The organism is Arthrobacter sp. H14 (assembly GCF_000520495.1).
Lineage (GTDB): Bacteria > Actinomycetota > Actinomycetes > Actinomycetales > Micrococcaceae > Arthrobacter_C.
In genome coordinates, this window is the sequence record NZ_KI914639.1 from 18,534 (window position 1) to 33,680 (window position 15,147).

At 63.5% G+C, this 15,147-nt stretch carries 13 protein-coding genes; 8 read left to right on the forward strand and 5 right to left on the reverse strand.

Going from position 1 to position 15,147, the window contains the following annotated elements; all coding sequences use genetic code 11:
* A partial coding sequence (locus Y707_RS23900) for a DUF4037 domain-containing protein (protein ID WP_155852772.1) occupies positions 1-668 on the forward strand: 668 nt, incomplete at its 5' end.
* A 31-nt stretch (positions 669-699) separates the two neighbouring features.
* Here the strand turns inward: Y707_RS23900 and Y707_RS23905 are convergent.
* Positions 700-1,404 carry a ferritin-like fold-containing protein gene (locus Y707_RS23905; RefSeq protein WP_081744656.1) on the reverse strand — a complete coding sequence of 235 codons (705 nt, stop codon included), beginning with the start codon at positions 1,402-1,404 and terminating at the stop codon, positions 700-702.
* A gap of 85 nt (positions 1,405-1,489) precedes the next feature.
* On the opposite strand from Y707_RS23905, the gene Y707_RS0105905 reads away from it, so the two are divergent.
* The 3 genes from Y707_RS0105905 to Y707_RS23910 all read left to right on the forward strand — a co-directional run bounded on the left by Y707_RS0105905 (position 1,490) and on the right by Y707_RS23910 (position 5,903).
* Positions 1,490-2,941: an RNB domain-containing ribonuclease gene (locus Y707_RS0105905; protein ID WP_081744657.1), complete on the forward strand. Its 1,452-nt coding sequence runs from the start codon at positions 1,490-1,492 to the stop codon at positions 2,939-2,941.
* Between the two features lie 325 nt (positions 2,942-3,266).
* Positions 3,267-4,952 (forward strand): DEAD/DEAH box helicase, encoded by a 1,686-nt coding sequence (locus Y707_RS0105910; protein WP_026534382.1) that lies wholly within the window; start codon positions 3,267-3,269, stop codon positions 4,950-4,952.
* 12 nt (positions 4,953-4,964) lie between these two features.
* Entirely contained in the window at positions 4,965-5,903 is a 939-nt protein-coding gene (locus Y707_RS23910; RefSeq protein WP_081744658.1) for a DNA-methyltransferase, read from the forward strand.
* Between the two features lie 2 nt (positions 5,904-5,905).
* Here the strand turns inward: Y707_RS23910 and Y707_RS32105 are convergent, their stop codons facing one another.
* The 3 genes from Y707_RS32105 to Y707_RS0105930 form a co-directional block, all read right to left on the reverse strand.
* A complete protein-coding gene (locus tag Y707_RS32105; RefSeq protein WP_026534383.1) occupies positions 5,906-6,037 on the reverse strand; it encodes a putative transporter small subunit in 132 nt (43 codons plus the stop codon).
* 10 nt (positions 6,038-6,047) lie between these two features.
* Positions 6,048-7,655 carry a sodium:solute symporter family protein gene (locus tag Y707_RS0105925; protein WP_253905078.1) on the reverse strand — a complete coding sequence of 536 codons (1,608 nt, stop codon included), beginning with the start codon at positions 7,653-7,655 and terminating at the stop codon, positions 6,048-6,050.
* 443 nt (positions 7,656-8,098) lie between these two features.
* Positions 8,099-8,947 carry a PHP domain-containing protein gene (locus Y707_RS0105930; RefSeq protein WP_026534385.1) on the reverse strand — a complete coding sequence of 283 codons (849 nt, stop codon included), beginning with the start codon at positions 8,945-8,947 and terminating at the stop codon, positions 8,099-8,101.
* A 138-nt stretch (positions 8,948-9,085) separates the two neighbouring features.
* Between Y707_RS0105930 and Y707_RS0105935 the strand changes: the two genes are divergently transcribed.
* A complete protein-coding gene (locus tag Y707_RS0105935; RefSeq protein ID WP_051441707.1) occupies positions 9,086-10,624 on the forward strand; it encodes an aminopeptidase P family protein in 1,539 nt (512 codons plus the stop codon).
* 101 nt (positions 10,625-10,725) lie between these two features.
* Here Y707_RS0105935 and Y707_RS23915 read toward each other — a convergent pair whose 3' ends face one another.
* Positions 10,726-11,949: a general stress protein gene (locus Y707_RS23915; protein ID WP_216699212.1), complete on the reverse strand. Its 1,224-nt coding sequence runs from the start codon at positions 11,947-11,949 to the stop codon at positions 10,726-10,728.
* A 141-nt stretch (positions 11,950-12,090) separates the two neighbouring features.
* On the opposite strand from Y707_RS23915, the gene Y707_RS0105945 reads away from it, so the two are divergent.
* From Y707_RS0105945 to Y707_RS0105955, 3 genes are read left to right on the forward strand one after another with little or no spacing between them, the layout of a single operon-like run.
* Complete coding sequence (locus tag Y707_RS0105945; RefSeq protein WP_026534387.1) at positions 12,091-13,377, forward strand: magnesium transporter MgtE N-terminal domain-containing protein; 1,287 nt, start codon at positions 12,091-12,093, stop codon at positions 13,375-13,377.
* Positions 13,358-13,972, forward strand: a complete 615-nt coding sequence (locus Y707_RS23920; protein WP_081744659.1) for a DUF1003 domain-containing protein — start codon at positions 13,358-13,360, stop codon at positions 13,970-13,972. The genes Y707_RS0105945 and Y707_RS23920 overlap by 20 nt, the downstream gene beginning before the upstream one ends.
* A 9-nt stretch (positions 13,973-13,981) precedes the next feature.
* Complete coding sequence (locus tag Y707_RS0105955) at positions 13,982-15,109, forward strand: Mrp/NBP35 family ATP-binding protein (protein WP_026534388.1); 1,128 nt, start codon at positions 13,982-13,984, stop codon at positions 15,107-15,109.
* The last annotated feature ends 38 nt before the right edge of the window (positions 15,110-15,147 follow it).

A 15,147-nucleotide genomic window follows, 5' to 3' on the forward strand; every position in this document is an offset into this window, starting at 1 on the left:
GCCTGCCGCAACAGCGGCTGCTCGGCGTCGTCAAGGGAAGTGTCTTTTCCGACGGATTGAAAACCTTAGCGCCGCTGCGCCGGACTTTGGACTGGTATCCCGACGACGTCTGGTGGTGGATCCTGGCCTGCCAGTGGCGCCGGCTGGCGCAGGAGGAACCTTTCGTACAACGCGCGGTGGAAGCGGGCGACGACGTCGGGGCCGCCCTGATTGCCGCGCGCCTGGCCCGCGATTGCATGCGGCTGGCGCTGCTGATCGCGCGCGAGTACGCGCCTTACAGCAAATGGCTGGGAACTGCTTTCTCCCGGTTGGCACATCCTGACGGGCTCGATGTCCACATCGCCGCCGTCGTGAACGAGGACGACGCCACGTCCCGGGAGCGGAATCTCGGCAGGGCGTACCAGTGCCTGGCGCGGCGGTTCAACGACCTCGACCCCGGCCTCCACCTCGGTACCGGGTTGCGTCCCTTCCACGACCGGCCAGCCCAGGTGCTCGGTGCCGACAGGTTTGCGGACGCGGCGATGGCAATGGTGAACAACCCACTGCTGGCAGGCCTGCCCGCGATAGGAGCTGTGGATCAATGGGTCGACAGCACCGATGTGCTCGCTTCGCCCGAACATTGTGCACAGCTCGGGCAGCACTACAGCGCCCTGGCCGGGCGGGTTTGAGTCCAACCCGCCCGGCCAGCCGGACGGAAGATCAGGCGGTCAGGCCGAGCAGGTTCATTCGCCGCGAATGCGCCCGGGTCAGATCCGAAAACAATTTGGACACCCGGTCCGCGCCGGCCGCGTCGGCGTCGTTCGGATCGCCAATCAGCCCTTCCAGAAAGGCCCGTTCAATTCCGATCCGCTGAGCCTGGGTCAGCGCTTCGCCCACCAGCCGCCGACCCCAAAGAGCCAACCGGGACGGAAGTTTGGGGTGCTCGACCAGGGCCTGCTTCAGCCGGTTCATCAGGACTGTCGACTGGGCCTCGGAAACCTGGACGTCGGCAATGACCTTCTGCGTCGCCGGGTCCAGGTGCCGGGACAGCGCCCGGTAAAAATCAGCCGATATCGCATCAATGACGTACGCCTTCATGATCGACTCGTACCAGTCGGCAGGCCGGGTGCGGTCATGAAACGCATCGATGGAGACCACAAATGGCCGCATGGTGTCCTCCACATCGGCTTCCATAGCTTCCAGGCGGGCGGCAATCAGTTCATAGTGCAGAAACTCTGAAACAGCCCGCTGCCCGAGCGTCGCCCGGTCGGTCAACGTCGGCGAGAACCGGGCGTCCGAGGAAAGCCGCTCAAACGCGGACAGTTCCCCATAGGCCATCACTCCAAGCAGCTCCAGCAGGAAACTACGGTAGCGGCCCGGATCGGCCGTCGGGAACTGTTCCGGAACGGAGGGGGTTGGTTGCATGGCTTAAGCCTACCGGGGAGCAGGACACGTAAGTTTTCGGCAAATTCGATGGGCGTTATCGAAGGCAACGACTAACGTTGATTCCGTGCCTTATTCACATATTGATTTGACCTCGGCCGCCGACAAGACCAGGGGCGCGGCCCAGGACGAGCTGGCCTGGTCGCTTGCAGATCTACGGGTCGAACTTGAGCTGCCTGCAGACTTCAGCGACGAGGTGCTAAAACAGGCGAAGGAAGCCGTCAACGCGCACACTATGCCGGAGCCGGACTACACGGAGTTGCCCTTCGTGACGATCGACCCGCCCGGATCCACCGACCTGGACCAGGCGGTACTCATCGAGCGCGCCGGGTCCGGTTACAGGGTCTACTACGCCATCGCCGACGTTCCCGCCTTCGTCCGGCCAGGCAGTGCGCTCGACGTCGAAACCCGCCGCCGCGGCCAGACCATCTACGCTCCGGACAGCCGGATTCCCCTGCATCCCGAGGTAATCGGCGAAGATGCCGCGTCGCTGCTGCCCAACCAGATCCGCCCGGCCTACGTCTGGGAATTTGACCTCGACGGCGAGGGCCGGCTGACTGCGTCGGCGCTGCAGCGTGCCAGGATCCAGAGCACGGCCCAGCTGACGTACGAGGAAGTCCAGAAGGATATCGACGCCGGCACAGCGCCGGAATCGTTCAACCTGCTCAAGGAAGTAGGCAAGGCGCGCATCGCCCTCGAGCGTGCACGCGGCGGCGCCAGCCTGGCGTTGCCCGAGCAGGAAGTCGAACACGACGGACGCCGGTACCTGATCAATGCCCGTCCGCCGTTCGAGGTGGAGAACTGGAATGCGCAGATTTCGCTGCTGACCGGGATGGCCGCGGCCGAACTGATGCTTCACGGCAACGTCGGCATCCTGCGCACCATGCCTCCCCCACAAGCTGATGCCGTATCTGAATACCGCCAGCAGACCAAAGCCCTGGGAAATCCTTGGCCGGAAGACATCCCTTATGGGGAGTATCTGCGTTCGCTCGACACCTCGGATCCGAAGCAGCTGGCGCTGATGTTTGCCGCCGCCTCGCTGTTCCGCGGCGCCGGTTACACCCCCTTCGACGGCGCCGCACCCCCGGAGAGTGTCCAGGCCGCCGTCGCCGCCCCCTATGCACACGCCACGGCCCCGTTGCGCCGGCTGGTGGACCGGTTCGTGTTGCCGATCTGCGAGGCCATCGCGAACAACAAGAAAATTCCGGAATGGGCACGGCAGGCCTTACCGGAGTTGCCGTCGCTGATGGCGTCCTCGGACCAGCTGACGTCGCGGGTCGAGCGGGAGTCGCTGAACGCGGTTGAGGCAGCGGTCATGAGCAGCTTCGTCGGGGACGTGTTCGACGCCGTCGTCATTTCCACCCGCAACGGCACCTCCGGAACCATCCAGATCAAGGAACCGCCGGTGACTGCCCGCTGCGAGGGAAAACTGACGACCGGCACGACGATAAGGGCCGAACTCGTCAGCGCAGACATCGCGAAACGGGAAGTCCTGTTCAAGACGGTCGACGTCGGCTGAGACCGGCCTGCAAACGATAGTTGCCGGAACAAGGTAGACTGGATGGGTATATGGATGCCCGGTCGTTTTGAATTGAAGTGAACCCGACCTGCCATACCCAGTGCGGAGCGGTATCAGAACCGGCTCCCGCATTGAACCGCGTACGCGATCTTGAATCTCTTTCGCTGGTTCCATCGAGACCAGCAAGCAGTTGTAAGCCCGCGATCGGCTTCCACTGGACGCGCCCGTGACTGACGCTCCGTTCCGCCCGCCGGCGACAATGCCGCAGGAAACGTAGAGCTGATGCCGCGCCCGGCGCCTGACACGAACTAAGGAAAACTTTTACGTGAGTGAAATGAAAACAGAACACGCTCTAACCGATGACAGCGGTTCGGAAATCCTCGAAACCGAGGAATCGCTGAGCACCGACGAAGCACCACACGAAATCCCGGAACAGTCCTTCGCCGACTTCAACGTCCGCGCCGACATCGTCGAGTCCCTGTCCGACGCCGGAATCACCCACCCGTTCCCCATCCAGGCAATGACGCTGCCCGTCGCCCTTGGCGGCCACGACATCATCGGCCAAGCCAAGACCGGAACCGGCAAGACACTCGGCTTCGGCATTCCCGTGCTGCAGCGCGTGATCGGACGCAAGGACGAGGGCTTCGACAAGCTGCCGGCGCCGGGAGCACCGCAGGCGCTCGTCGTCGTACCCACCCGCGAGCTCGCCGTGCAGGTTGCCAACGACCTGCAGACCGCTTCGCGCAAGCGCGATGCCCGGATCGCCACCATCTACGGCGGACGTGCCTACGAGCCACAGATCGAATCGCTGACCAAGGGCGTCGAGGTCGTCGTCGGAACTCCCGGCCGCCTGATCGACCTGTTCAAGCAAAAGCACCTCTCGCTGAAGAACGTCAAGACTGTCGTCCTGGACGAGGCCGACGAGATGCTGGACCTGGGCTTCCTGCCCGACGTCGAAACGCTCCTCTCGGGCCTTCCCGAGGTCCGCCAGACGATGCTGTTCTCGGCCACCATGCCCGGCGCCGTCGTCTCTATGGCCCGCCGCTACATGAGCCAGCCGACCCACATCCGCGCCGCCTCCGCGGACGATGAAGGCCTGACGGTCAAGAACACCCGCCAGGTGATCTACCGCGCGCACTCGCTCGACAAGGATGAGGTCGTTGCCCGCATCCTGCAGTCCGAAGGCCGCGGCCGGACCATCATCTTCACCAAGACCAAGCGCTCCGCAGCCAAACTGAGCGATGAACTGGTGTCCCGCGGTTTCGCCGCCGGCGCCATCCACGGCGACCTCGGCCAGGGCGCACGCGAGCAGGCGCTCCGCGCCTTCCGCGGCAACAAAGTTGACGTGCTCGTCGCCACCGACGTCGCCGCCCGCGGAATCGACGTCACCGACGTCACGCACGTGATCAACCTGCAGTGCCCCGAGGACGAAAAGACCTACCTGCACCGCGTCGGCCGCACCGGCCGCGCCGGCAACAAGGGTATCGCCGTCACCTTCGTGGACTGGGACGACATTCCCCGCTGGGGCCTGATCAATAAGGCTCTTGGACTGGATGTTCCGGAGCCCGTGGAGACCTACTCGTCCTCGCCGCACCTGTACACCGACCTGGACATTCCCGAAGGAACCAAGGGCCGGCTGCCGAGGAGCAAGCGCACGCATGCCGGTCTTGGCGCCGAAGAGGTAGAGGATCTGGGCGAAACCGGCAAGCGTAATGCCTCCGGATCCGGTTCCCGCGGCGAAGACCGCGGACGCTCCGGTGGAGGACGCAGCTCGGGCGGAGGCCGTGGCTCCCGTGAGGGTCGCGGTTCAGGCGAAGGACGCAGCTCAGGCGAGGGACACAACGGCGGCAGCCGCCGTCGGCGTTCATCCGGCGGTTCCGGCAGTTCCGCCGAAGGCACCCAGAACAAGAACGACGGCGAGGCCAAGCCCGCCGGAACTCGCCGCAACCGCAGCCGCCGCCGCACCCGTAATGGTGAGACGGTAGTGCGCAACGAGAACAACGGCAGCTAGCGCCGCCGGGCGATGAGCGAAACCAGCCAGGATGTAGAGCCCGGCCGCACCGACGACGCCGGGCCACGGTTCAACGGCGGATCTTCCGGCAGTGCGTCGTGGCGTCCGGACGGCGGCAACCTTGTCGTCCACGCGGACAATGCCGAGTACCTTCCGACCCTTCCGGACGGTGCCTTTACGCTCATCTACATCGATCCGCCCTTCAATACCGGCCGATCCCAGCGCCGTCAGCAAACCACCATGGTGCGCAGCGAGAACGGTGACCGGATCGGGTTCCAGGGCAGGTCCTATGCCACGGTGAAAGGCACGTTGTCGCACTATGACGACACGTTCGCCGATTACTGGGCTTTCCTGGAACCGCGGTTGGCGGAGGCCTGGCGGTTGCTCGCGGACGATGGCACCTTGTATCTGCACCTGGATTACCGCGAGGTGCATTACGCCAAGGTCCTGCTGGACATGCTCTTCGGCCGGGAATGCTTCCTGAACGAAATCATCTGGGCCTACGACTACGGCGCCCGGGCGAAAAGCCGCTGGCCGGCCAAGCACGACAACATTCTCGTGTACGTGAAGAACCCGTCGTCGTACCACTTCGACAATGCCGCCGTCGACCGGGAGCCGTATATGGCACCCGGTTTGGTGACGGCGGAGAAGGCCGCGCGCGGAAAGCTTCCCACGGACGTCTGGTGGCACACCATCGTCTCCCCCACCGGCAAGGAAAAAACCGGCTACGCGACGCAGAAGCCGGAAGGTTTGCTGCGCCGGATTGTTGCCGCCAGTTCCCGGGAGGACGATTGGGTGCTGGACTTCTTCGCCGGCTCCGGCACCCTCGGTGCCGTCGCGGCGGCTCTGGGACGCCGGTTTGTTTGCGTCGACCAGAACCCGCAGGCGATCGATGTCATGCGGAAGCGGCTCGGCGGGGTGGCCGACGTCGTCGCCGCTGAGGACGACTAACGCTAAATGATGCTCCGGCCTTCCTTCCGGGATTGCCACCAGTCCTTCATGAAGCCCTTGCAGAGCGTCCACAGGACTCCGGCAACAATCACCGGCCACACCAATACGTACAGGGTGAGAAAGAACGTTTCCATAATGTTTCTCCTACTTTCCGGCGGTTACAGCTGAACTGTCGAGGTCATCCGGGGACTGGGCATCCTCGTCCTGCGGATCGTAATCGCCAACCCGCTGCTTGATCAGGGCGAAGTCGAAGGTCTGCCCGCTCCGTACCGACATGGCGTAGCAGACCACGGTGCTTACCGCATACGCGACCAGTGATCCGGTCAGCACCGTGTAGTCGTGCAGGAATCCGATCACGAACGGTGCCGATGCCAGAGCCGCTATGGCCCCGATGATCTTGGCCGGCTTGAGTCCGAAGAACCCGAAGGACATTAGCCCGAGCACGACGCCGATCCCGACCACGGAGATAATGTCGAAGATGATTCCAGTGGCCCCGGTCATCGGGAACCACGAGAAACGGACCGGGATAAAGACGGCCAAGGCGACAATGACCGACGTCGTAAACGCCTTATTGGTGACCTTCTCCCAGTAGAAGCTGGCAATCACGGGGAACACCAGTGCACCCCAGAGAGCGCCGACAAAGACCAGCAGGTCCAGAATATCCATATGCCCGCTGGCGAATACCAAGGCCGCGGCTGTAGCGAGGACCATCGTGATCCGGCCGACCATCAACATGGTCTTCGGGCTGGCCTTCTTGGCAAGGTTCTTGCCGTAAATATCCGCCATCATGATCGACGACAGCGCCGCAAGGTCCGAGTCGGCGGTGGAGGACAGTGCGCCCAGTATCATCACGAAGAACAGGCAGAGCAGGACCGGGCCGAGGAATGTCGAAGCCATCTGCGGGATCAGGTTGTTGACGTTGCCGCCGACTGGCTCCATCCCCAGATACAGCGCCATCACGCCAAGCATGCCGATACCAATGACCGTGGCGCCGTAGCCAATGGTGGCCGTCACGAAGGTCTTCTTGATCAAGTCCTCGCGCACTGCGAACAACCGCTGTGCGATCGTCTGGTTACCGATGGCGTAGGCCAGCACCGCAGCAATGTACGGGGCGCCCTGATTGAGGAATGCGTCGCTCGAGAAGAAGTTCGACTGCTCGGGAGTCAGATTCGAGGCTCCATCACTGAACATGGCCGGTCCGCCGGCAAAGAAGAACACCACGGGAATGATGACGACGACGGCACCCAGCATCGCGACGACCTGGGCAAAGTCGGTGAGCACCGAGGCGCGGAAGCCGGACCACAAGGTGTAGAGCAGCACACCGGCGGCAACGACAATTACGCCCTGGGTAAAGCTGTAGGGCGAAAGCAACGAGACCAAAGCGCCGCCGGCGATGAAATTCGATGTCAGGCTGATGACGCTGCCGACGATGTTGGAACCGGCCAGCATCAACTGGCTTGACCGGCCGTGGCGGGCGTGCATGACCTCTGCCAGCGTGTGCGCTTTGGGTGCGACCGCGCGGATCCGCTTTCCGAACGGGTAGATAAACAGGATCATCAGGGCTCCCCATAGCCCGTAGTGGATCGGCCCGGAGATGCCATAGGTGTAGCCGGCCGTCGCAGAGGCATACATGGATGAAGCCCAAATCCAGGTCGCGGTCATGCTGGCGGCGGAAATACCGAATCCAATCTTGTTTCCCGCCGTCATGTAGCCGTCCGCGTTTTCTTTTTTCCGGCCAATCAAGGTCGACATCAGGAAACTGCCGCCGTAAATGGCGATCAGCAGAAGGACAACCGCCCATCCGCTCAGTTGATAAAGTCCAGCGTCGTCAGACACTTTCTTCCTCTCCGTCATGCCGAGCGGCGCCTGCAACTCGACGTAGTCGCGCCCAGCCTCCACCGGGCTGTCCCCCAACCGTTTCCGGGCGCGGAGGATGGGCCCGTTGCCGGGCTCAAAACACGTCGATCCCGCAGACCATGCGATACGCACGTGGTCATGCCGCATCCAGCGGTATATCGGCGGGGAGGCTGTGGCCTGCCGACCGCCTATCGAAAGGGTGATATCCACCCGGTGCGGGATCCGGGACGCTGCAGTCTTCGCCGTTCACCGGCCCGTGCAAAGGGCTGGAACAGTTACTCAGGTCAAGCGTCCCTCAGTGCCTTCAGGCTAGCATGGTTGCGCTGACATGCCGGGGTTCACGGACGGATTACGCGGCTCCCAGTGCCCAGTTCCTCTATCCTGTCCAGCGTCTCTTCACTGGTCAGGCACTCCCCCAGACGGTTCAATTTCCCCGCCCCGTGGTAGTCGCTCGAACCGGTCATCAACAGGTCATGCCGGGCGGCGAGGCGCCGCAGCCAGGCCCTGCCTTCTTCCGGATTGTCCCGGTGATCCACCTCTAAACCCAAGAGGCCGGCGTCGATCATTTCAGTAAAAGTATGTTCACTGACGACCCGGCCCCGCGAGGACGCGACCGGGTGGGCGAAAACCGGCACTCCCCCGGCGGCGCGCACGAGTGCCACGGCCGCAGTCGCTTCCGGCGCGTAGTGGCTGATGAAGTACGGCGAATGTGCTGTCAGGATCTGTTTGAACGCTTCCGACCGGTCTTCCACGACCCCGGCGGCGACGAGGGCATCCGCAATATGCGGCCGCCCCACGGTGGCTCCCGGGGAAACGTGCTCGGCCACCCGCTGCCAGCTGATCGGAAAGTCCTCGGCCAGCCGGTCCACCATCCGCTCGGCCCGTGTCATCCTGGCATCCCGCGACCTCTCCACCTCCTCCAGCAAACCGGCGTCGTCCGGGTCATGAAGATAGGAGAGCACGTGAACGCTGATCCCCTCGGCAGACCGGCAGGAAATCTCCATCCCGGGCACGAACGTCAGCCCCAGATCCGCCGCGGCCGAGGCGGCTTCGGTCCACCCGGCAGTGGAATCATGGTCCGTCAGCGCGAAGGCATCCAATCCGGCTGCCGCGGCAGCAGCAGCGACTCCTGCCGGAGGTTCCGTTCCGTCCGACACGTTCGAGTGCGTATGCAGGTCTATCTTCACGCTTTCAGCCTAGTATCTGGCGTGCGGTAATGCTCAGCGCTCCAACTGTCGCCAGATCTGTTCAAGTGAGAACATGGAAACGTGAGTACCGAAGTGAACGTAAATCAGTCCCAGTCCACTGGCGGGAACGCCACCCCGATGACCCCGGAAGAGCAGCCGCTCGAGGACCGTGTGAACAACCGGTCGCAGCGCCCGGATTCCGCGGCCTTCAAGGAATTCATGGCCAGCCAGTGGGCCTCATCCAACGACGATCTGCCGGCGCGCGCCGAAGTTGCCGCCCACGCCGCCAACCGCCGTCGTGCCATCTCCGAAAAGTTCAAGGGGGAACGGCTTGTTATCCCTGCCGGCCCCTTGAAGGTCCGCTCCAACGACGTCGACTACAAGTTCCGCCCGCATTCAGCCTTTGCGCACATGACGGGTCTCGGCGTCGATCATGAGCCGGATGCCGTGCTCGTGATGGAACCGTTCACCGAAGGAACCGGCGACGACGGCGGCCACCATGCTGCCACGCTGTACTTCCATCCCATGGCCGGCCGCGATTCCGAAGACTTCTACGCGAACGCCCGTTCCGGGGAATTCTGGATTGGCAAGCGGCCCACCCTGCCCGAGTTCAAGGCCACGCTCGGATTGGAGACCGCCGACGCCGCCGAGCTGGAAGTAGCCATTACCAAGGACGCCGGTGTCACCACTGTAGGCGGCATCCGCATCCGACTCGTCCGTGAAGTCGACATCAACGTCGACGCTCTCGTGGATACGTCCCGCATCAACACCAGTGTCGATCTCGAACAGTCGGATATGCTCGACGCCGACTTGGCAGAAGCGCTCTCCGAACTCCGCCTGATCAAGGACGACTGGGAAATTGAGCAGATGCGCCACGCCGTGGCCGCCTCCGTCGAGGGTTTCGAAGACGTTGTCCGCTCCCTGCCGAGGGCCATGACGCACCACCGCGGCGAACGTGTCATCGAAGGTGTCTTCTCCGCCAGGGCACGCGAAGAGGGCAATGACCTCGGCTATGAAACCATCGCAGCGGCGGGCAATAACGCCACCACCCTGCACTGGAACCGCAACCACGGCCGGGTCCACTCCGGCGATATGGTGCTGCTGGACGCCGGCGTCGAGATCGATTCGCTGTACACCGCGGACATCACCCGGACGATGCCGGTCAAGGGTACCTACAGCGACGTCCAGCGCAAGGTCTACCAGGCAGTGCTTGACGCCGCCGATGCCGCCTTTGAGGTGGCTGTACCGGGACGCCGGTTCCGTGAGGTGCACACTGCTGCGATGGAGGTCCTTGCTGCACGCTTGCACGAGTGGGGCCTGCTGCCGGTTTCCGTCGAGGAAGCCCTCAGCCCGGAAGGCCAGCACCACCGCCGCTGGATGCCGCACGGCACCAGCCACCATCTCGGCCTTGATGTGCACGACTGCGCGCAGGCCAAGCGGGAGCTCTACCTGGATGGAGTGATCAAGGAAGGCATGGTCTTCACCATCGAGCCGGGCCTCTATTTCAAGGACGAGGACCTCGCCGTTCCAGCGGAATACCGCGGCATCGGAGTGCGGATCGAAGACGACGTCCTGATCACCGCCGACGGCAATGAAAACCTCAGCTCGGCGCTCCCGCGCACCCCCGAGGATGTCGAATCATGGATGGCAGGAATCTACAGCTCCACCGGCGAGTAGATACCGGCTTCGCTGCTCCGGTTCCCGGATGGGGACCGGAGCAGTTTCGTTTAAGACTCCCGCGCGGACCGGAGCAGTTTGAGTTAAGGAGCCCGGTGGGTTTAAGGACGCTCGCGGGGATCGGTGTTCCCACGTCCGTCTTCCCGTTCGTTGTCCGCATCCTCATCGTTGCCTGTACCGGGTGTCCGCTCCTCGCCCGATGCGTCCGGCCGCTTCTCATCAGCAGGAAACTGCGGGCGCGTCGGCTGGCTCTCCGGATATGCGGGACCATTGCTCCGGTTGTCGGACCCCGGTGCCGGCTGCGAAGGCGTGGATGGCGGAGTGGCCTGCGGCTGCGCCGGGGCGGCGGCCGGTTGGCCGCTGCCGGCTGGTTCATTCTGCATCGGAAGCCGTTCCCCGTACTGCGGACGCCCGTCCGGAAGATCCCGGAACCTGCCCCGAGGGGCCGCCTGTTCCCTTGCTCCCGCCTCGCTCTGCTGCTCGGGCCGTGGTTGCTGGCCAGCCGGTGCATCTTGGCTCCCCTGCGGACCTGGCTGGTAAGGCTGGTTCCCCTGCCCGTACTGCGGAGGCTGGTTCCCCTGGTTCCCCTGCCCGTACTGCGGAGGCTGGTTCCCCTGCTGACCTTGCTGCGGGTTTTGGTATGGGTCTTCCCATCCGGCCGGGCGTTCAGGCGGCTGGCCCGCCACGCCCGTACCGCCTTGACCGTGGCCCTGCTGACCGCCGCCGTACTGGCCACCCTGGCCGCCGCCATACTGACCGCCCTGACCATAACCCTGTCCCTGACCGGCATTGCCACGTGGGCCATAGCCGCCGGAGGCATTTTCCGCCTGCTGACCGTTCATGGGCAGCTGCTGGAGAAGGCGCCGGGCCTCGCCGGCTGCTTCGGGCACCACAATGACCTGGTAGTTGGAGGCAACAACTTGGCTGGTGGACGTGAAGTCACGCTTGCCGCGCTGAAGTGCATAGGTGATGACGCCAAACAGCATCCAGAACCCGGCACCCAGGGCCATCGACGACAGCAACGTCGTATAGGCTTCGGTTCCACCGAAGAGCATCAGAGCCACGCCCACGAACAGGCCGAACCATGCACCCGTGGCCGCGCCCGCCAGGGCGACGCGGGGGTAGCTGAGACGGCCGGTCACCCGCTCGACAGTTTTGAGATCATTGCCCAGAATGGAGACGTTCTGTACCGGGAATTGCTGGTCCGCGAGGTAATCCACGGCCTTCTGCGCATCCAGGTAGGCAGCGTAGGTGCCTACCGTCTCGCCCCTAGGCAACGTGCGCGTCTGGTCACGGGAATTTGTTTGGCCCAGCATATTCGACATATCTCCATTCTCCGTCATAATTACGGACGCGTAAGCCCTTATCGCTTGGGGTGAACGAATACCGGCCCTGCGTCCAAGCAAATCGGGTCACCAGCAGGCATTCATGCCGCAAAAAGCAACGGCCCGTCGTAGCCTTGACCTGTGAGTACTAATCCAACCCGCGTCTACGTTTCACGTCTGCTCGGACTGGACGTCTTCGACCCGCTGGGCGACCGGATCGGCCGCCTGCGCGACGTCGTCGTCCTGGCCCGGGGAACCAACGCTGCCCCGCACGTGGTGGGCATCGTCGTCGAGGTGCTGGGCAAGAAACGGGTGTTTGTGCCGATGACCCGTCTGACCTCCATTGATCAGAGCGAAATCATCTGCACCGGACTGGTCAATATGCGCCGTTTTGAGCAGCGCGGCCGCGAAACCCTGGTCGCGGCGGAGCTGTTCGACCGCCGGGTCGCCCTTGCCGACGACAGTGGCGATGCGACCGTGGAAGACATCGCCATTGACCGGCAGAAATCCGGTGACTGGCTCGTTTCCAAGCTTTATGTACGCCGGGGACATGCGACGTCGAAGCTCCGCGGCCGGCGCCGCAGCAAAGAAACCATGATCATCGATTGGGCCGACGCCGTCCATGGCGACGCCAACGAGCCGCAGCCAGCCACGCAGTTCGTCGCCACCCACGAGGATATGAAGGCCGCAGACTTCGCAGATGCCCTGCATGAAATGAACTTCAAGCGCCGGGTCGAAGTCGCCGGTGAACTTCAGGATGAGCGGCTGGCCGACATCCTGCAGGAGATGGCGTACGTGGACCAGGTGCAGATCCTGTCCGCGCTGAAACGGGAACGTGCTGCCGATGTGCTCGGTGAGATGGATCCCGACGACGCGGCCGACCTGCTTTCCGAACTGCCCGAGGCCCAGGCCGAGGATCTGTTGCAATTGATGGAGCCCTCCGACGCCAAGGACGTCCGCCGTCTGCTGGAATACGAAGAAGGAACTGCCGGGTCGCTCATGACGCCCGTCCCGCTGATTTTGCCGCCCGAAGCGACGGTTGCCGAAGCCCTGGCCCACGCGCGGCAGGATGACATCTCCCCGGCCTTGGCCTCCATGGTTTTCGTGAGCCGTCCGCCGCTGGAGACACCCACCGGCCGGTATTTGGGCGGTGTCCACCTGCAGGAGCTCCTGCGCAATCCCCCGCCGGAATCGCTGGGCAACCTGTTGGACCGTAACCTCGAAGCCGTTTCCGATCTGGCCGAGGTCAGCGAGATCGCGCGCATGCTCGCGACCTATAACCTGAATTCACTGCCAGTGGTCAACGACGCCGGCCGCCTGGTTGGAGCCGTCACTGTCGACGACGTGCTTGACCACCTGCTGCCCGACGACTGGCGCCTGCACGATGATGATGCACCGCTGCGGAAGATTGGAGGACGCATTGGCTGATCCAAAGTCCAAGGCCAAAGGCCCGGTGAAGAGCCCAGGCGAGGGCCTCGATACGCCACGCGAGGCCCGGGCCCGGCTGCTGCCACGGCTCTCACCCAACCCGGACGCCTTCGGCAGCATGACGGAAAACTTTGCCCGGTTCATGGGTACACCGCAATTCCTGCTGTACATGACGGTGTTTTGTATTTTCTGGCTCATCTGGAACAGTCTCGCTCCGGAAAGCTGGCGTTTCGACAGTGCCGCCCTGGGCTTTACTCTGCTGACCCTGATGCTCTCACTGCAGGCCTCCTATGCGGCCCCGCTGCTGCTGTTGGCGCAGAACCGGCAGGACGACCGCGACCGCGTCTCTCTGCAGCAGGACCGGCAGCGGGCCGAACGGAACCTCTCCGATACTGAATATCTGACCCGTGAACTGGCATCGCTGCGGATCGCACTGCGCGATGTGGCCACCCGCGACTTTGTGCGTTCCGAGCTGCGGTCGGTGCTCGAGGAGGTTATCGAGGCCAGGGACAATCCGGAGCAGGAAAACGTAGGCTCTCCCGAACGCACAGCCCGGAGCGAACAGGCACACCGGAACAGGCAGCGGGACAGCTAGAATCGGGGCATGCCCTCCCCCGTAGTTGATGCAGTCCACCGTGCCCTGAACGGTGTGCTGGACCCTGAACTGCGCCGGCCCATAACCGAGCTGGGGATGGTACACAGTGTGGACGTGGACGACGACGGCGCCCTCACCGTGGTCGTGCTTCTCACCATTTCCGGTTGCCCGCTGCGGGAGACCATTACCGGTGATGTCACCAAGGCAGTGGAGCGCCTGGACGGTGTGAGCTCCGTGCAAGTCAAGCTGGAGGTAATGACGCCCGAACAGCGCCAGGCCTTGAAAGACCAGCTGCGCAGCTCCACTGGCGGGCGGGGCATTCCCTTTAACGACGAAGGATCGCTGACCAAGGTTTATGCCGTCGCGAGTGGCAAAGGCGGAGTCGGCAAGTCCAGCGTCACGGTCAACCTCGCCTGTTCGATGGCCGCATCAGGTTTGCGCGTCGGCATCATCGACGCCGACGTCTACGGATTTTCCGTGCCGCAACTAATGGGAATCAATCAAACCCCAACCAGGGTGGACGAGATGATCCTCCCACCCGTCGCTTACGGCGTCAAGGTCATCTCAATCGGGATGTTCGTCACCGGAAACCAACCCGTGGCCTGGCGTGGACCAATGCTTCACCGTGCCCTCGAGCAGTTCCTGACGGATGTCTACTTTGGCGATCTGGATGTTCTCCTGCTGGACTTGCCTCCGGGGACCGGTGATGTGGCGATCTCAGTCGCCCAGCTTTTGCCGGGCTCGGAAATTCTGGTGGTGACAACGCCGCAATCGGCCGCCGCGGATGTTGCTGAACGGGCCGGTGCAATCGCCCTGCAAACTGGACAGAAGGTCGCCGGCGTTATTGAAAACATGTCCCATCTGGTCCTTCCCGATGGAACATCCATGGAAGTCTTCGGGTCGGGCGGTGGCAGGAACCTTGCCTCCCGGCTGAGCTCCACCATGCAGACGGAGGTACCACTGCTCGGCAGCATCCCTCTCGATGTGGCGTTGCGCGAAGGTGGGGACGAAGGATCTCCGATTGTCCTCGATCCGGACAGCAGTCCTGCTGCCCGTGAGCTGAGCAGGATTGCCGGCCAAATAGGCCACCGGCCCCGGGGACTGTCAGGTATGAAACTGGGCGTCACTCCGAAGTAAACCGCTCCGCCTCGACGCCGCTGCCGCTGGGGCTATGA